The organism is Aurantimonas sp. 22II-16-19i (genome assembly GCF_002088275.1).
Classification (GTDB): Bacteria; Pseudomonadota; Alphaproteobacteria; order Rhizobiales; family Rhizobiaceae; genus Jiella.
In genome coordinates this window covers 24,906-42,148 of record NZ_AQQS01000012.1, presented here as the reverse complement: position 1 = coordinate 42,148, position 17,243 = coordinate 24,906, and the positions used below count along the sequence as shown (strand labels likewise).

Here is a 17,243-nt window from a genome sequence, read left to right as displayed (position 1 = left end):
GCGATGCCATGGTGCGTCGGCGGCTGCGCCGCGTGCCCTTCGTGCGCCGCGTGCTCTACCGGCTGCGCTGGCTGCTCGGCCACTCGATCTTCTCGTCGCTGACGCGGCGCATCGTCTTTCTGAACCTCGTTGCCCTGATCGTGCTGGTCTCCGGCATCCTCTATCTCAACCAGTTCCGGGCGGGGTTGATCGACGCGCGGGTGGAAAGCCTCCTCACGCAGGGCGAGATCATCGCGGCGGCGATCGCCTCCTCGGCAACGGTCGAGACCAATTCGATCACGCTGGATCCGGAACGGCTGCTCGAGCTGCAGGCCGGCGACACGCTGGCGCCGACGGCGGAGGCGACCGACAGCCTCGACTTTCCGATCAATCCCGAGCGCGTCGCGCCGCTGCTCAGACGGCTGATCTCGCCGACCCGCACCCGGGCCCGCCTCTATGACCGCGACGCCAACCTGATCCTCGATTCGCGCCATCTCTATTCGCGTGGCCAGATCCTGCGCTACGACCTGCCGCCGGTCTCGCCCGACACGCCGAACCTGATGAACCGGATCCTCGATACGCTGCGCGGCATTCTCACCGGCAGCGACCTGCCGATCTATCGGGAGGCGCCGGGCGGCTCCGGCACGGCCTATCCCGAAGTGATGAACGCCCTCACCGGCGGCCCGGCGACGGTCGTGCGGGCGACCGAGAACGGCGAATTGATCGTCTCCGTCGCCGTGCCGATCCAGCGGTTCCGGGCCGTGCTCGGCGTCCTTTTGCTGTCCACCCAGGGCGGCGACATCGACAAGATCGTCCAGGCCGAGCGGATGGCGATCGTGCGCGTCTTCGGCGTCGCGGCGCTGGTGGTCATCGTCCTGTCGACGCTGCTTGCCTCGACCATCGCGACGCCGTTGCGGCGGCTGTCGGCCGCCGCCATCCGGGTGCGCCGCGGCGCCAAGGACCGGGCCCTGATTCCCGACTTCGGCGACCGGACCGACGAGATCGGCAATCTCGCCCGCGCCATCAGCGACATGACCCGGTCGCTCTATGCGCGCATCGACGCGATCGAATCCTTCGCGGCCGATGTCAGCCACGAACTCAAGAACCCCCTGACCTCGCTGCGCAGCGCCGTCGAGACGCTGCCGCTGGCCAAGAACGAGACCTCGAAGAGCCGGCTGATGGAGATCATCCAGCATGACGTCCGGCGCCTCGACCGGCTGATCACCGACATTTCCGATGCCTCCCGGCTCGACGCCGAGCTCGCCCGCCACATCGCGGCGAAGGTCGATCTCGCCGCCCTGCTGCGCTCGGTCGTCGACGGCGCGCGCAGCCACACCCAGGCCGGGCGCCGGCTGGCGATCAACTTCGAGGCGCAGAAGCTGCCCGCCACCCAGCGGCTCGGCTACGTCGTCTCCGGCCACGACCTTCGCCTCAGCCAGGTCTTCACCAACCTGATCGAGAACGCTCGCTCCTTCGTGCCGGCGGAAGACGGGCGCATCGACGTCTTCATCCGGCGGCGAGGCCAGCGGGTGATCGTCACCATCGAGGACAACGGCCCGGGCATCCAGGCCGAGATCATCGACCGGATCTTCGAGCGCTTCTACACCGACCGGCCGGCCGGCGAGGCCTTCGGCCAGAATTCCGGTCTCGGCCTGTCGATCTCGCGGCAGATCGTCGAGGCCCATGACGGCTCGATCCGGGCCGAGAACATCGAGGACGACGAGGCGCCGAACGGCATCGGCGGCGCCCGCTTCGTCGTCTCGCTGCCTGCGGCATGACGGCGGCGATGGCGACGGAAGCATGATGGGGGCCGAAAATCTCCACGCCTCCGCCGTCGCCCTCGATGGGCGGGGCATCCTGATCCGCGGCGCGGCCCGCAGCGGCAAGTCGACCCTCGTCCTCGCCCTCCTGCGGCGCGGCCCCTCGCTGGGTGTTGCCGCGCAATTCGTCGCCGACGACCGGGTGATCGCCGAGCGGCACGGCGAAACCCTGCGGCTGTCGGCGCCGGCGAGCCTGGCCGGCCTGATCGAGATCTCCGGCGTCGGCATCGTCGCGGAGACGGCGCGGCAGAGCGTCGATCTCTGGCTCGTCGCCGACCTCGTCCCGCCGGCGACCATCCTGAGGCATCCGGGTGCATTGAGTGCCGAGATCGCAGGGCTGACGGTCCCACTGGTGAGGCTGCCGCAACGCGAGGCCGCATTGTCGGCCGACATCCTCTTCACCCTCGCTTTGTCCGGCCGCCTGCCCGAATGAGCCCCGAGGCTCGCCGAGGGCCGGCGGATCGGAAGGCCTGCATTGAAAAGCATCACGCAAGCCCATCCTGCGATCATTTGACTTGCGGATTCGGAAAGGGCTGCCAAGATGCCGCTCGCCGGTCAGGGTCAGCCCGCGGGCGCCTCCTTCCGGAGGTGACGAACGTCGACAGCCGAGCGGGGTACAGGGTGACGGAGAGAGCGGGCATGGAAAGCTGCACCATCGAACGGGTTCACGGGGCGCTTTCGGCATGATCGGGCTGGTTCTCGTCACTCACGGCCGGCTCGCCGACGAGTTTCTCAACGCCGTCGAGCATGTCGTCGGACCGCAGGACGCCTTCGAGACCATCTCGATCGGCCCCGAGGACGACATGGAGCAGCGGCGCATCGACATCGTCGAGGCGGTCGCCAGGGCCGACCGCGGATCCGGCGTCATCATCCTCACCGACATGTTCGGGGGCACGCCGTCGAACCTCGCCATCTCGGTCATGGAGGGCAGCCGCGTCGACGTGCTCGCCGGCGTCAACCTGCCGATGCTGATCAAGCTCGCCAGCGTGCGCGAGGAAAAGCCGATGGCCGAGGCGCTGCTGGCCGCCCAGGAGGCGGGCCGGAAATACATCAATGTTGCAAGCCGCGTCCTCAGCGGCAACTAGAGACAGGTATCGTGCCAAGCTTGGAACACAAAGGGCGCTGCAACGGACCTTCCGCGGCACAGCCGATCGAAGCGGACGCCTCCGACGATCCGGCTGCCGGCAAGGCGGAAACGGCGCAGGATCGCGGTCCGCTCCACCGGCACTTCGCGATCGTCAACAAGCGCGGCCTGCATGCCCGGGCCTCCGCCCGCTTCGTGGAAACCGTCGAGAACTTCGACGCCGATGTGACGATCACCCGCGACGGCATGACCGTCGGCGGGCTGTCGATCATGGGGCTCCTGATGCTCGCCGCGAGCCAGGGCACGACGATCGCCGTCAGCGCCACCGGGCCAGAGGCGGAAGCGGTGCTCGACGCGCTGCAGGAACTTATCGCCAACCGCTTCGGTGAGGACGGCTGAGGGAGGCGCGGTCGCAGAACCGCCTCGCCAAGCGCCTCCACCGCCCCGCGAGCCTGCCGCGCTGCCGGTGCGGCTCTCCGCCGCGGATCGTTCGTCTGAAAGCAGGAACGCCCGCTCGCCTGCCGGTCGCCGGACGGGCGGAGTATCCCGCCCCCCTCGAAACGCGAGAAGCCGGCGCAGCTTCCGCCGCACCGGCTTGCCGACTTGATGCCGTGGCCGGCCCCCACTTCGGGCGGACACTGCGGCGAATGGCTCGCCTGCCGGGGCACGCTGCACCAAACCGGCTCAGGGGATGCCGGGGAAACCGGCCGGCAGGCGCCGGGATCCATCCCTTCCGGCGCCGGCGTCCGGCGACTTTTACGGGATCGGTCGAACTCCCGAGCCCCTGTCGGTCGCCGTCCCGTCAGTCGTCGTCGTCTTCGCGCCCGCCGCCGATGATGTCGGACACGTCGTCGTCGTCTTCCTCGTCCTCAAGGAAGGTGTCGTCGTCGTCGCTGTCGTCGTCGGAATCATCGTCGACATCGGGCAGGTTGCCGACGTCGGAATCGCTTTCCTCCTCGGCGGCTTCCTCCAGCGAAACGGTGTCGGGCGCGCTCTCGACCTCGACGGTCTCGACTTCCTCGACCTCTTCCTCTTCCTTGATGCTGTCGCCTTCGAAGTAGGACCGGGGATAGGACTTGCCCGTGAAGGGCGACACGATCGGATCCTTGTTCAGATCGTAGAACTTGCGTCCGGTTTCGGGATCGACGCGCTTGGTTCCGAGTTCTGGCTTCGCCATTCCTGCCTCATCACTTCCTGTCTGAATTTCCAACGTCGCGGGCCGAGCCGGCGGGCGTCACATTCGTCCATGCGAAGCGACGATCGCCGAGGCTTTCCCCCCCGAGAGGCGCCATCCCTCACGCGGGAGCGGCGCGAACATTGCGGCCGACCCATGGTCCGGCAAAATCGGCTGGTCCATACGGCCTCGTCCAGCCCTTGTCAAAGCCCTTATGGGACGACAGAAAGGGCACATGGTCGGGGGTGCGATCAAGCGGTTTTTCGCACCTTTCCGCCTCGGCCGGCACGCCTTGGATGCGCGGCCCAGACGAAGGGTGAGAACCATGCAGTCAAACGACCACGCGCCGCGGCCTCTCGCCGCGAGGCGCGAAGGCGCGCTGGCGGGCCGGGCGCGCGTGCCGGGCGACAAGTCGATCTCGCATCGCGCCTTCCTGTTCGGCGGCCTCGCCGCCGGAACGACGCGCATCCGCGGGCTGCTCGAGGGCGAGGACGTGCTGGCGACGGGCCGGGCCATGGCGGCGATGGGCGCCCGCATGAGGAAGGACGGCGACGTCTGGATCGTCGGCGGCGTCGGCAACGGCGCGCTGCTCGAGCCGCCCGGCGTCCTCGACTTCGGCAATGCCGGCACCGGCGCCCGGCTGACCATGGGCCTCGTCGGCCCCTACGACTTCGGCGCGACCTTCGTCGGCGACGCCTCGCTCTCCCGGCGCCCGATGGGCCGGGTGCTCGATCCGCTGCGGCTGATGGGTGTCCAGGTGGTGGCGCGGACCGGAGACCGGCTGCCGCTGTCGATCCGCGGGCCCCGGGTCGCCGCCCCGATCGTCTACCGGGTGCCGATGGCCTCGGCGCAGGTGAAGTCGGCGGTGCTGCTCGCCGGCCTCAACGCGCCGGGCACGACGACGGTGATCGAACCGGTGGCGACGCGCGATCACACCGAGAAGATGCTCCAGGGTTTCGGAGCCTCGCTGGAGGTGACGATCGATGCCGAGGGCGCCCGTCACATCGCGCTGGAGGGCCAGGGTCCCTTGCGGGCCGTCGAGGAGCTGACCGTTCCCGGCGACCCCTCCTCGGCCGCCTTCCCGCTGGTCGCGGCGCTGATCGTGCCGGGATCCGACGTGGTCATCGAGAACGTCCTGATGAACCCGACCCGCACGGGCCTCATCGAGACGCTGCTCGAGATGGGTGCCTCGATCGACGTTGCCAACCGGCGCCAGGAGGGCGGCGAGGACGTCGCCGACCTGCATGTGCGGCACTCCCGCCTCACCGGCGTCACCGTGCCGCCGGAGCGGGCGCCCTCGATGATCGACGAATATCCCGTCCTTGCCATCGCCGCCGCCTTCGCTGAGGGAACGACGGTGATGCAGGGGCTGGACGAGCTTCGCGTAAAAGAGAGCGATCGCCTCTCGGCCGTCGCCAAGGGACTGGAAGTCAACGGGATTTCCCATGTCGAAGGCGAGGACAGCCTCACCGTGACGGGACGGCCTGACGGCAGGGGCCTTGGCGGCGGGCAGGTCGAGACCCATCTCGACCACAGGATCGCCATGAGTTTCCTGGTGCTCGGCATGGCGAGCGAAAAGCCGGTGACCGTCGACGACGCGCGGATGATCGCCACGAGCTTTCCGGAGTTCGAGACGATGATGACGGGCCTCGGAGCGATGCTGGAGCCGGCGCGCTGAGACGGGACACGGTCGAGACGGAAGGCTGATGGCGGGTATCCTCCTCCTCCTGTTCTTCGCGCCACTGGCGGCGATCCATGGCCGCCGCAGGGCCCGCGCCCTCGTGGAAACGTCGGCCGGAGTGGGACGGCAGCTCTTGCGCCTGCTGACGGTCCCGATGGTGGTCCTCGTCTCGCTGACCGTCGCGCTGCTGGTGCGACGCGAACAGGCCGGCGCGCCGTTCGCGTCGCCGACCGGCGGCGCCGCGGCGACCCTGAGCGCCCAGGACGGGATCGTCGGCCTGTTGGTGACCATGGCCGGCTGGATCGGGGAATTCTCCCTCATCCTGTTCTTCCTCGCCATACCCTATGTCATCGGAAGCCTGATCGCCGCAGCGCTTCTGATTCTCCATTCCTGCGGCGAGATTACCCTTCGACCGCTCGCTGCCGAACCCGAAGAGCCCGCATCATGACATCCCCGCTGACCATCGCCATCGACGGACCGGCGGCCGCGGGCAAGGGGACGCTCGCCAAGCGCGTCGCCGACCACTACCGCCTCCCCTATCTCGACACCGGCCTGCTCTACCGCGCCGTGGGGCGCCAGATCGCGGCGGCCGGTGCCGATCCCGACGATCCGGACCAGGCGGCCGACTACGCCCGCGCCCTCGATCTCGCGCATCTGGACGATCCGACCCTCAGAGGTCACGAAGCCGGCGAACTGGCCTCGCGGGTGGCCGTCCATGCCGCCGTCCGCGAAGCGCTCGTCGCCTTCCAGCGCGGCTTCGCCGCGCGCGCCGAAGGAGCCGTCCTCGACGGCCGCGACATCGGCACGGTGATCTGTCCGCAGGCGCGGGTGAAGATCTACGTCACCGCCTCGGCGGAGGTCCGGGCCCGGCGGCGCACCGACGAGCTGCTCTCCCACGGCCGCGACGACGTCGACTACGCCCGCATCCTCGCCGAGGTGAAGGCACGCGACGAGCGCGACTCCGGCCGGGCCGTGGCGCCGCTCCGGCCGGCCGACGACGCGCACTTGCTGGATACCAGCGAATTGGATATAGATGCGGCATTCCGGGCCGCCTGCGAGGTCGTCGATCGCGCTCTGGCGGAACCGGACAGGCATTGAGGGGCCGCATCCGAAGGGAGGCGAGCCCTTTTCGGCTATGAGCGGCGGCGTCCTTTCGCCTCGCCCTGCCGTGCCGCCAATCGCGTCCGGTCCAGGCTTTTCGAGCGCCGACCAATTTCGCCCGCCGCACGCGTTGCCGGGCGCCCTGGAGGTTTCCGCCGATCGATCGCGGGACCCAAGAGCCGGGAACGGACGATCCGACAACGCTCAACCCGCGCGGGGCGGACACCCCGAGGCGCATGCCCTTCCTTTCGAACGATTGGTGGGAAGGGTTCCCAAGGAGAAAGAATGTCTAACCTCAACCCCTCGCGCGAAGACTTCGCTTCGCTGCTCGAAGCTTCCTTTCACGAGCAGGACGTCGCCGAAGGCATGGTGGTCAAGGGCACCGTCGTCGCGATCGAAAAGGACATGGCCGTCATCGACGCCGGCCTGAAGGTCGAAGGCCGGGTGCCGCTCAAGGAGTTCGGCGCCAAGGGCAAGGACGGCGAGCTGAAGATCGGCGACACCGTCGAGATCTATGTCGAGCGCATCGAGAACGCCCTCGGCGAAGCCGTGCTGTCGCGTGACAAGGCTCGCCGCGAGGAGAGCTGGGTTCGCCTCGAAGAGAAGTTCAACGCCAACGAGAAGGTCGAAGGCCAGATCTTCAACCAGGTCAAGGGCGGCTTCACCGTCGACCTCGACGGCGCCGTCGCCTTCCTGCCGCGTTCGCAGGTCGACATCCGTCCGATCCGCGACGTCACACCGCTGATGAACACGCCTCAGCCCTTCCAGATCCTCAAGATGGACAAGCGCCGCGGCAACATCGTCGTTTCGCGCCGGACCGTCCTCGAGGAGTCGCGGGCCGAGCAGCGTTCGGAGATCGTCCAGAACCTCGAAGAGGGTCAGACCGTCGACGGCATCGTCAAGAACATCACCGACTACGGCGCCTTCGTCGACCTCGGTGGCATCGACGGCCTGCTGCACGTCACCGACATGGCCTGGCGCCGCGTCAACCATCCGACCGAGATCCTGCAGATCGGCCAGACCGTCAAGGTCCAGATCATCCGGATCAACCAGGAAACCCACCGCATCTCGCTGGGCATGAAGCAGCTCGAGGCGGATCCCTGGGACGGCATCGGCGTCAAGTACCCGATGGGCGTCAAGGTCACCGGCCGCGTCACCAACATCACCGACTACGGTGCGTTCGTGGAGCTCGAGCCCGGCATCGAGGGCCTCATCCACGTCTCCGAGATGTCCTGGACGAAGAAGAACGTCCATCCGGGCAAGATCCTCTCCACCTCCCAGGAAGTGGAAGTCGTCGTTCTCGAGGTCGACCCGAACAAGCGCCGCATCTCGCTCGGCCTCAAGCAGACCCTGCAGAACCCGTGGGAAGCCTTCCGCGACAAGTTCCCGGTCGGCACCCAGGTCGAGGGCGAGGTCAAGAACAAGACCGAGTTCGGCCTGTTCATCGGCCTCGAAGGCGACGTGGACGGCATGGTCCATCTCTCCGACCTCGACTGGAACCGTCCCGGCGAGCAGGTCATCGAGGAGTTCAACAAGGGCGACATGGTCAAGGCCCAGGTCCTCGACGTCGATGTCGACAAGGAGCGCATCTCCCTCGGCATGAAGCAGGTCGCCGGCGATCCGTTCGTCGACGCGGCCGAGGCCGGCGAAATCCGCCGTGGCTCGGTGGTCACCTGCGAAGTGACCGAGGTCAAGGAAGGCGGCCTCGAGGTGAAGATCGTCGATACCGATCTGACCTCCTTCATCCGCCGCTCCGACCTTGCCCGTGACCGCGACGAGCAGCGCCCCGAGCGCTACCAGGTCGGTCAGAAGGTCGATGCCCGCATCACCCAGTTCGACAAGAAGGCCCGCAAGGTCGGCGTGTCGATCAAGGCGCTGCAGATCGCCGAGGAGAAGGAAGCCGTGGCGCAGTACGGGTCGCAAGACTCGGGCGCCTCGCTCGGCGACATCCTCGGCGCGGCCCTGAAGAACCGCGACGAAGACTGATCCGGGACCATGCCGGCGGCGCTCGCGTCGCCGGCAGCTCCGGCAGAACGACAAGAGCCCGCGGCGAGCGATCGCCGCGGGCTCTTGTCGTTCGCGGGGATGGAGCAACGCCATGCGGACGGGCGCGGCGCGGCGCGGAGGAATCAAGAGATCCCTTCGGGCTTGACGTCAGTCGATCTCGCGGGCCTCCGAGGGCAGCATGATCGGGATGCCCTCGCGAATCGGGAAGGCGAGCTTGGCCGCCTTGGAGATCAGCTCGTTGTTCTCGCGGTCGTAGACCAGCTGCGATTTGGTCAGCGGGCAGACCAGCAATTCGAGGAGTTTCGGGTCCGGCTGGCCGTCCCGGTTGCGTTCGCTCATGGGTTCTTTCGTCCGGATCGGGGCCTGTACGCTGCGGATCGCGTGAATGCGAGCGCCGGCGCGCGGTGTCACTGCAGGGTGGTCGAGCCGTCCTCGCCGCCATCGCGGGCGAGCGCGATCTCGGTGATGGCGATCAGCGTCTCGGCCCGCATCTTCAGATCGCTCGCCTCGAGCAGCGCCTGTTTTTCCGCCGCACCATAGGGCGACATCATCGACAGGGCGTTGACCAGGGTCTCGTTGGAGGCCCGGGCGATCGAATCCCAGTCGGCTTCCATCTGGTTGGCCTCAAAGAACTTTCGGAACGCCCGCAAAAGGCCGTCCCGGTCGACCGTCTCGTCGCCCCGGCCGGTCTCGAGATCGGCGAGGAAGGCGGTGATCCGGCAGGTCCGGTAGGGCGCGCGCCTGGATAACTCCTCGACGATGCGGAAGCGGGCGATGCCCTGCAGGCTGATGACGTAGCGGCCGTCGCCGGATTCGGCATAGGAGGCGATCCGGCCCATGCAGCCGACCTCGCAGAGCTCCGGCTCGCCGGCGTCGTTGTGATCGCCGTCGAGGCTCGGCTGGATCATGCCGATGATCCGCGAGCCGGCCAGGGCGTCATCGATCATCTGGATGTAGCGCGGCTCGAAGATGTTGAGCGGCAGCTGGCCGCCCGGGAGCAGCAGCGCCCCCGTCAGCGGAAACACCGGCACCGTCGCCGGGAGATCAGATTCGTCCGTGTATGTGGTATTTCCCGCCTGAACCAAGAATTGCCTCCGTCGCCCTTCTCGCAAAGGTGGAACGACGACCGCCGATCTCAAGGCCCGTCGCCACGCCTCCACAGCCTGCCTGGCGCCGAGCGGGGCGCAAGGCGCAATTTGCCACACCCCGCGTCGGCACGGGCCCGGGCCTCCCATCAGCCGCGCCGTGACGGGCCGGAGCCGGCCGCCACGCGCCCCGTCCCGCGCCGGGCCGATGCGCTCCGGCCGGAACACCGCCCCTGGGGCTGCGGCTCGTCTGCGGCCCCTAGGAGAACAGCAGCGAGGAGAGCCGGCGCCGCGCCTCCTTGGTGGCGGGGTCGGTCGGCCCCCAGGCGGCGAAGAACTCCAGGAGCTTCAGCCGCGCCGCGTCGTCGCCGAAGCTGCGATCGCGCCGCATCAGTTCGAGGAGATGGCCGGCCGCCGTCTGCCGGTCGCCCGTGGCATTGGCGATGAGAGCGAGGTCGAAGCGCGCCTGGTGATCGTCGGCGTCCCCCTCGATCCGCGCCTGCAGCTGGACCGGGTCGCCGAGCCTGGCGATCTCTTCCTTCAGCTTCACCTTGGCCCGAACCGCCGCCACGGCCGGATCCTCGGCCTTGTCGGCGGGAAGCTGTTCGATCATCGTCTTGGCGCGCTCGGTGTCGCCGGATGCCAGATAGCACTCGGCAAGCCCAGCCGTTGCGCCGGCATGGCCGGGCTCGTGCTGGAGGATCGCCCCGAAGAGCTGGGCGGCGCTGGCGGCGTCGCCGCCGGCAAGCAGCGTGTTCGCCTCTTCCAGCGCCTCGGCGATCGGATCGCCCCCCGGCTGGCCGGCCGTCAGCCGCGCGATGAAGGCCTTGACCTCGCTTTCCGGCAGCGCGCCCATGAAGCCATCCACCGGCTGGCCGTTGGCGAAGGCGAAGACCGCGGGGATCGACTGCACGCCCAGCTGGCCGGCGATGGAGGGATGCTGGTCGATATTCATCTTGACCAGCTTGACCTTGCCACCGGCGGCCTGGACGGCCTTTTCAAGGATCGGCGTCAATTGCTTGCAGGGCCCGCACCAGGGGGCCCAGAAGTCGACGATCACCGGCTGGCGGCGCGATTCCTGGATGACGTCGGCCGCAAACGTCGCCGTCGTCGTGTCCTTGATCAGCCCTTGCGGCGCGGCGGCCGGCTGGCCGAAGCCCGACAGGCCGGGGTTCGCCGGCGCGGCCGGCTGCTGCGGCCGCGCGCCGGGTCCGCCGGCCTCGCCGAGGCCCACCGTCTGCTGGCCGAAGCCCCCTTGGGAGCCGCCATAGGGATTGCCGTAGGGATTGTCGCTCATCCGTCCCGCCCGTTGCCCTGATCCGTTTCGCCGTCGAGCCGGACCACGAGAGGCTCGTGTCCGGTCGACCTGAAGAATGTCATCAATCCGTCTGTTGCGACCGTGGTGGTCGCCGTGTTCGTCAGCGGATGGCAGTTCACCATATCGTGCGCAAGCAAACCTTCATCAAGCACCACCGTGACCTGACCCGCGCGATCGTTGAGGACGCCGAAGGCGGTCACCGATCCCGGCTCGACGCCGAGCAGCGCCATCATTGCCTCGGCGCTGGCAAACGACAGCCGGCCCTGCGCGCCGATCAGCCGGTGCAGCGACTTCAGGTCCACCGCGCGACTCTCCTCGGCCACGACGAGGAAGTGGCGGCCCTTTTTGTCCTTCACGAAGAGATTCTTCGTATGGCCGCCGGCGATCTCGCCCCGCAGGCCCTGCGATTCGGCCACCGTGAAGAGGGCCGGGTGTTCGATGGTCGTCGCTTCGATCGAGCGCTCGGCCAAATATGTCATCAGTTCGTCACGTGTCGCCGGCACCGCCTGCCCCGTCGCTCTTGCCTGCAATTGAACGGCCTCAGCCATAGCCCATGGGGCGCCCGGGGTGAAGGCTGGCAGCGATCCGCCCCCTCGCCGAAGACGATTTTGCGACGAGCGCGATTTCGCTGTTGCATTGTCCGATTCTTTGAGCGATATAGCGCCCGTCCGCGGCACCGGAAACGGATCGCCGCCGAGGAGCGGGCGGGTGTAGCTCAGGGGTAGAGCACAACCTTGCCAAGGTTGGGGTCGAGGGTTCGAATCCCTTCGCCCGCTCCAATTCTTCTTTCCAGACAATTCTCTTCCGACGTCACAAGCAGGCGGTTCGCCCGGACACGGGGCGTTCGGTGATGTGCCTGGCACACCTTGTGCGTCATGCATGGTGCCCGCGCTGCGCCCCGAGCGGGATCGGCTTTTCAGCCCGCCCATGGTCCCTCAGCGCCTCGCGATCGTCCGGAGCCGGTCGAACGCTTCATGAGGCGCTCTGCCCGCCCGCCTGCGGGCCGGAACCGCTCGCAGGCGGTAGCACTTGCGCGCGTATATCTCGCCGTCTGCGCGCGTCTGTTCGCACCGCGAGACCGGCCGGCCGCCATTGCGCTCGGGTCAAGCAAAGAAAGCCTCGCCAGCTTCGGAGCAGTTCCCCTCAATGATAGTTGGGAAAGATACCTTCCCGCATAGCATTGGCTGTAATGACCAGCGACCTTCCGGCAACGAATTGTTTAGTCTTGCATGGATAATTGGGAGGAATTCCTGCGGGAGGCCGAGATGGCTCCAGCCGTCGGCAAATCCCACAAATTCATACGACAACATTGGTTGGCAGGTCGCGTGATGTTCAAATCCAGCCTTTCGGCGAAAGTCTCCGCCATGGTTCTCGGCGCGATCGCGATCGTTGCCGTCCTTCTCTCCGTCGTCGCGCTGATCGAGGTTCGCAGCGACAGCATGGCCCGCGCGCGCGAGCGCCAGGAAGCCAACATGCGCGTCGCCTGGGACGTCATCGGACGCTATGGCGAGTGGTTCAAGCGTGACGGCGATACGCTCTATGCCGGTTTCCAGCCGCTCAACGACTTCAACACGCCCGTCGACCGGATCAAGGAACTGGTCGGGGGGACCGCGACCATCTTCATGGGCGACACCCGCGTCGCGACCAACGTGAAGAAGCCGGACGGCAGCCGTGCCATCGGCACCACGCTGGCGGCCGGCCCCGTCTACGACGCCGTCCTGAAGGAAGGAAAGTCCTATCGCGGCGAAGCCGACATCCTGGGCACGTCCTTCTTCACGGCCTACGATCCGATCAAGGACAAGAGCGGCCAGACCGTCGGCATCCTTTATGTCGGCGTGCCCAAGGCCGAGTTCCTGTCGTCCGTGGAAGCCCTGCAGGTCCGGTTCGGCCTGATCGCGCTCGTCGTCGCCGCGACGATCGGCGCGCTGGCGCTGCTGGTCTCCCAGCGCATGTTCCGCCCGCTTCAGGGCCTGGCCTTGACGATCGGCAAGGTCGCCGAGGGCCGCACCGACGGGACCGTGGACGGGCTCGACCGGCGCGACGAGATCGGCCAGATGGCCCGCTCGGTGGAGAGCCTGCGCCACGCCGTCATCGAGCAGCAAGCTCTCAAGCAGGAGCAGATCGAGGCGGCCGCGCAGGCGGAGGTCGAGCGCCTCCGCAACGACGAGATCGGCGAGGGATACGTCCGGGCCCACCAGTTCTTCATGGCCGAGGTCGAGGGCGGCTTCGGAAAGCTGGCCGGCGGCGACCTGACGGTGCGCCTCGACCAGCCGTTCTCCGCCGACTACGAGGGCGTCCGCTCGCTCTTCAACGACAGCGTCGCCACCCTCGAACGGGCTTTCGGCGAGGTCATGTCGCTGATCTCGTCCAACCGCACCGGCATCTCCGAGATGATCGTCGCGACCAACGACATCGCCCAGCGCACCGAGCAGCAGGCCGCGAGCCTCGAAGAGACGGTCGCCGCGATCGGCGAGGTCACCGCGGCGGTCGACCAGACCGCGGACGGGGCGGGCCAGGCCCGCAACACGGCCGAGGCGGCACGCCGCAAGGCGACGCGGGGCGGCGAGGTGGTCGCCGAGGCGGTCACCGCGATGAACGCGATCGAGGGCTCGTCCCAGAAGATCACCCAGATCATCTCGGTGATCGACGAAATCGCCTTCCAGACCAATCTCCTGGCGCTGAATGCCGGGGTCGAGGCGGCGCGGGCCGGCGAAGCGGGCAAGGGCTTTGCGGTGGTCGCCCAGGAAGTGCGGGCGCTGGCCCAGCGCTCGGCGGAAGCGGCCAAGGAGATCAAGGGCCTGATCACGACCTCGTCGGAGCAGGTCGAGCGCGGCGTCGAGCTCGTCACGGCCTCCGGCAAGAGCCTTCAGGAGATCGTCGCCGAGGTCGCCTCCATGGCGGAGATCATTTCGGCGATCGCCTCCAGCGCCAAGGAACAGGCGACGAGCCTCAAGGAAGTCTCGACCGCGGCCGACCAGATGGACAAGGTCACTCAGCAGAACGCCGCCATGGTCGAGCAGGCGACCGCCGCCTGCCAGGCCCTCGGCAGCGACACCGAGCGGCTCGCCGGGATCGTCGCGAAGTTCCAGATGCGCGAAGTGGCGACCGGGGGCCGCACGTCGGCTGCGAGGGCCCCGGCCCAGAAACCCCGGGCGGTTCCCCAGCTTCGCACCGGCTCGCAGGCTCAGACGGCGCCGCGGCCCGCCAACGACGCCAAGGACTGGGAGGAGTTCTGATCCCCGATCGACCGGCGCCCCCAGAAGGCACCGGATCGCCGAAACGACAGCCGCGGACGGGGGCCTTCCCCGTCCGCGGCAGATCCCGCAGCCCCGTCAGCCGTAGTGGTTGCGCACCAGCGCGTTGGCGATCTCCTCGCGGCCGATGATGCCGGCGATGTCCTCCGGACGCGGCAGGCCGCGGGTGTCGCGCACGACGATGGCATAGGTCCGGTTGCGCCGGTTCATCCGGGTGACGACAGTATTGAGGTTGTTGCCGGTCGAGGCGATGATGAACTCCGAGGAGGCGATGTCGCCGAGGGTCTGCCTGGCGAAGCGGTCGGCCTCGTAGGGCACCGTTCCGAAGCGCACGAAGCCGGTGATGCGGGTGCCGTCCGTGGTGACCACCCGGGTCTTGTGGACCTGCACCTGCTTCAGCGCCTCGGCGACGGTCATCGAGCCCGGCAGGACGACGAAATCCCGGTACATCACCTCGCTCGCCGAGCGCACCAGGAACATGTTGGTGGTGCGGTCGGTCGGGATCGGCTTGCCGCGGTTGCGCAGCTTGATCGTGTAGATGTCGGCGGTGGTGAGCGACCGCCTCACCCCGATCGCCAGCGCGACGGACAGGACCAGCGGCAGGATGATCTCGTAGTCGCGGGTCATCTCGAAGATCATCACGATCGCGGTCATCGCCGCCGAGGTGGCGCCGCCGACCATGGCGCCCATGCCGATGATGGCGAAGGTGATGGGCGTGATGCCCGCTCCCGGCAGGAGCGCCTCGCCGACCACCCCGACGGCGCCGCCGAGCGTCGCGCCCATGAACAGGCTCGGCGAGAAGATGCCGCCGGAGGCACCCGAACCCAGACTCAGGCAGGTCGCGACGAGCTTGCCGACGAACAGCAGCAGGAGCAGCCAGGCGGTGGTCATGCCGCCGCTGAGGACGTCCTGGATGGTCGAATAGCCGACGCTGTAGATGTGGTAGTGGCCGGTGAACTGCAGGAAGCCGTAGCCGAGAAGTCCGACCGCGAACATGCCGATGACGTTCTGCAGATAGGGATTGATGCCCGATTCCTCGAACACGTCCTCGGCCTTGGCGAGCAGCTTGACGAAGGCCCAGGCCGCAAGCCCCATGAGGACGCCGAGAAGGGCAGCGAGAAGCAGCTCGGCACCGTTGACGACATGGCCCTGTGCCAGCCCGTCGAAGGGCACGACAAAGGCCGATTCGACCCCCATCACCGCCCGGTAGACATAGGTGGAGGTCGCGGTGGCAACGACCACCGGCAGGAAGGTGCGAGTGGAAACCTCCGGCAGCAGCACCTCCGAGGCGAAGAGCACGCCGCCGAGCGGGGTGTTGAAGGTCGCCGCGATGCCGGCGCCGGCACCGGCCGACAGAAGCGTGATCTTCTGGTGCTGCACGAGGTTCAGTGCCCGGGCGAAGGTCGAGCCGAAGGACGAGCCGATCTGGATGATCGGCCCCTCGCGGCCGACCGAGGCACCGGTGCCGATGGATATCGCCGAGGCCAGCGACTTCACCAGGGCGACGACGCCGCGGACATTGCCGTTCTGGTGGTAGATCGCGAACATCACCTCCGGCACCCCGTGTCCCTTGGCCTCCGGCGCGAAGCTGCGCACCAGCCAGACGACGACGAGGCCGCCGATCACCGGCACGAGGATGATCCCGGCGCCCCAGGGGCTCGGAGGGCCATAGGCGTTCGGATCGAGATGCAGGGTGAAGACGCCGTAGAAGGCAAGATTGTAGATGACGGCGATCAGATACTTGAAGAAGATCGCGCCGACGCCGGCGACGATGCCGACGACGAGGGCCAGCACCAGCATGACCTTCAGCGTCACTTCCCGTTCCGGCGGCGCCTCCGCCTCCGATGCGGCGGTCGCAGCGGAAGGGACGGGAGGATTGACGACGGACATGGACTGAACTGACTTGCGGCTGGAAGCTTGGAGGAGGCCTTCTCTATTTCATCCTTCACGGCCGAGCGGAAGGGTGAAGCGGCAAAATCTGCCCCGCCTCGACATGTTTTTTCCGCAATTGGGTGGGTACGGCGCTTCGGCGCCATCGGGTCAGGACCTGCCTCGGGCATCCACGCCGCCAGCACGAGACTGCCGACGAAGCACCGGACAAGATGTGTGAATGCGGCAGGGCGCCTCGCCGCGCGACACGTGCCGGCAGAGCGGCACGAGGCGCCGCCGATCCGGCCTTCAGCCGCGCCAGGCGGCGATCGCCCCGGGCGCCTCGCCGGTGACGGGGTCGCGCTCCGGCAGCGGCAAAGCGGCGATCCTTCGCTCGGCCTCGTCGATCGCGAGGCCGCCCGCCTTGGTGATCGCGCCGTTCTGTCCGGGCGGATAGGCGCCGACGACCTGAAAGCCGCTGTCGCCCGACAGACGCTTGTGGCCGACGCCGGCCGGAATGATCACGACGTCGCCGGGCTGCATCGCCACCTCGGCCCCGCCATCGCCGCCGAAGCCGACGCTCGCCCGGCCCGCCACGCAGGCCAGCACCTCGTGGCCCTCCACATGGTAGTGCCAGTAGTCGAAGACGGTGTAGACCCAGCTGCCCTGCCAGCCATTCGCCTCGAAGCGTGCCATCACCTGTTCCGGCCGCCCTTCGGCGGCCTCGATCGCCCCGGCGAGAACGATCAGCGGCAACGGGCTGTTGGGTATGGCATCGGTCGGGGCGAACCGGAACGTCTCAATCGTGAAATCCTTCCCTCTCGGCATCGGCCTCTCGGCGTCGGGCCCGTCGCCACGGGGCCTTCGACTG

The 17,243-nt window shown here is 68.0% G+C and carries 16 protein-coding genes and 1 tRNA gene; 10 read left to right on the top strand and 7 right to left on the bottom strand.

Annotation, left to right across the window (positions count from 1 at the left end):
- Positions 1 to 8 precede the first annotated feature (8 nt).
- The 4 genes from ATO4_RS11615 to ATO4_RS11600 all read left to right on the top strand — a co-directional run bounded on the left by ATO4_RS11615 (position 9) and on the right by ATO4_RS11600 (position 3,282).
- Positions 9 to 1,757, top strand: a complete 1,749-nt coding sequence (locus ATO4_RS11615; RefSeq protein ID WP_210191066.1) for a sensor histidine kinase — start codon at positions 9 to 11, stop codon at positions 1,755 to 1,757.
- A 22-nt stretch (positions 1,758 to 1,779) separates the two neighbouring features.
- Positions 1,780 to 2,232, top strand: a complete 453-nt coding sequence (locus ATO4_RS11610; RefSeq protein WP_176222956.1) for an HPr kinase/phosphatase C-terminal domain-containing protein — start codon at positions 1,780 to 1,782, stop codon at positions 2,230 to 2,232.
- A gap of 250 nt (positions 2,233 to 2,482) precedes the next feature.
- Entirely contained in the window at positions 2,483 to 2,884 is a 402-nt protein-coding gene (locus tag ATO4_RS11605; RefSeq protein WP_083591679.1) for a PTS sugar transporter subunit IIA, read from the top strand.
- Positions 2,885 to 2,904: 20 nt separating this feature from the next.
- Complete coding sequence (locus tag ATO4_RS11600) at positions 2,905 to 3,282, top strand: HPr family phosphocarrier protein (protein WP_280940492.1); 378 nt, start codon at positions 2,905 to 2,907, stop codon at positions 3,280 to 3,282.
- 403 nt (positions 3,283 to 3,685) lie between these two features.
- On the opposite strand, the gene ATO4_RS11595 is transcribed toward ATO4_RS11600, so the two are convergent.
- Positions 3,686 to 4,060, bottom strand: a complete 375-nt coding sequence (locus tag ATO4_RS11595) for a TIGR02300 family protein (protein WP_083591678.1) — start codon at positions 4,058 to 4,060, stop codon at positions 3,686 to 3,688.
- 322 nt (positions 4,061 to 4,382) lie between these two features.
- On the opposite strand from ATO4_RS11595, the gene aroA reads away from it, so the two are divergent.
- The 4 genes from aroA (at position 4,383) to rpsA (ending at position 8,825) form a co-directional block, all read left to right on the top strand.
- Positions 4,383 to 5,735: a 3-phosphoshikimate 1-carboxyvinyltransferase gene (gene aroA / locus ATO4_RS11590; protein ID WP_083591677.1), complete on the top strand. Its 1,353-nt coding sequence runs from the start codon at positions 4,383 to 4,385 to the stop codon at positions 5,733 to 5,735.
- Between the two features lie 28 nt (positions 5,736 to 5,763).
- Complete coding sequence (locus ATO4_RS11585; RefSeq protein ID WP_083591676.1) at positions 5,764 to 6,186, top strand: hypothetical protein; 423 nt, start codon at positions 5,764 to 5,766, stop codon at positions 6,184 to 6,186.
- Positions 6,183 to 6,836, top strand: coding sequence for a (d)CMP kinase (gene cmk, locus ATO4_RS11580; protein ID WP_083591675.1), 654 nt, complete (start codon positions 6,183 to 6,185; stop codon positions 6,834 to 6,836). The genes ATO4_RS11585 and cmk overlap by 4 nt, the downstream gene beginning before the upstream one ends.
- Before the next feature lie 288 nt (positions 6,837 to 7,124).
- The gene (rpsA, locus tag ATO4_RS11575) at positions 7,125 to 8,825 is read left to right on the top strand and encodes a 30S ribosomal protein S1 (protein WP_083591674.1); all 1,701 of its coding nucleotides are present in this window, start codon (positions 7,125 to 7,127) and stop codon (positions 8,823 to 8,825) included.
- A gap of 168 nt (positions 8,826 to 8,993) precedes the next feature.
- On the opposite strand, the gene ATO4_RS11570 is transcribed toward rpsA, so the two are convergent.
- The 4 genes from ATO4_RS11570 to ATO4_RS11555 all read right to left on the bottom strand — a co-directional run bounded on the left by ATO4_RS11570 (position 8,994) and on the right by ATO4_RS11555 (position 11,797).
- Positions 8,994 to 9,185, bottom strand: coding sequence for a Trm112 family protein (locus tag ATO4_RS11570; RefSeq protein ID WP_083591673.1), 192 nt, complete (start codon positions 9,183 to 9,185; stop codon positions 8,994 to 8,996).
- Positions 9,186 to 9,253: 68 nt separating this feature from the next.
- Positions 9,254 to 9,931: an LON peptidase substrate-binding domain-containing protein gene (locus ATO4_RS11565; RefSeq protein WP_245308704.1), complete on the bottom strand. Its 678-nt coding sequence runs from the start codon at positions 9,929 to 9,931 to the stop codon at positions 9,254 to 9,256.
- Positions 9,932 to 10,190: 259 nt separating this feature from the next.
- Positions 10,191 to 11,228, bottom strand: a complete 1,038-nt coding sequence (gene trxA / locus ATO4_RS11560; protein WP_083591672.1) for a thioredoxin — start codon at positions 11,226 to 11,228, stop codon at positions 10,191 to 10,193.
- Positions 11,225 to 11,797: a prolyl-tRNA synthetase associated domain-containing protein gene (locus ATO4_RS11555; RefSeq protein WP_083591671.1), complete on the bottom strand. Its 573-nt coding sequence runs from the start codon at positions 11,795 to 11,797 to the stop codon at positions 11,225 to 11,227. Before ATO4_RS11555 ends, trxA begins: the two co-directional genes overlap by 4 nt.
- A 156-nt stretch (positions 11,798 to 11,953) precedes the next feature.
- Between ATO4_RS11555 and ATO4_RS11550 the strand changes: the two genes are divergently transcribed.
- Positions 11,954 to 12,028: transfer RNA gene (locus tag ATO4_RS11550), tRNA-Gly, on the top strand.
- A gap of 549 nt (positions 12,029 to 12,577) precedes the next feature.
- Entirely contained in the window at positions 12,578 to 14,485 is a 1,908-nt protein-coding gene (locus ATO4_RS11545) for a methyl-accepting chemotaxis protein (protein ID WP_083591670.1), read from the top strand.
- Between the two features lie 96 nt (positions 14,486 to 14,581).
- Here the strand turns inward: ATO4_RS11545 and ATO4_RS11540 are convergent, their stop codons facing one another.
- Both ATO4_RS11540 and ATO4_RS11535 read right to left on the bottom strand, forming a co-directional pair.
- Positions 14,582 to 16,318 carry a chloride channel protein gene (locus ATO4_RS11540; RefSeq protein WP_245308703.1) on the bottom strand — a complete coding sequence of 579 codons (1,737 nt, stop codon included), beginning with the start codon at positions 16,316 to 16,318 and terminating at the stop codon, positions 14,582 to 14,584.
- A gap of 363 nt (positions 16,319 to 16,681) precedes the next feature.
- A complete protein-coding gene (locus tag ATO4_RS11535; protein ID WP_083591668.1) occupies positions 16,682 to 17,200 on the bottom strand; it encodes a cupin domain-containing protein in 519 nt (172 codons plus the stop codon).
- Between the last annotated feature and the right edge of the window lie 43 nt (positions 17,201 to 17,243).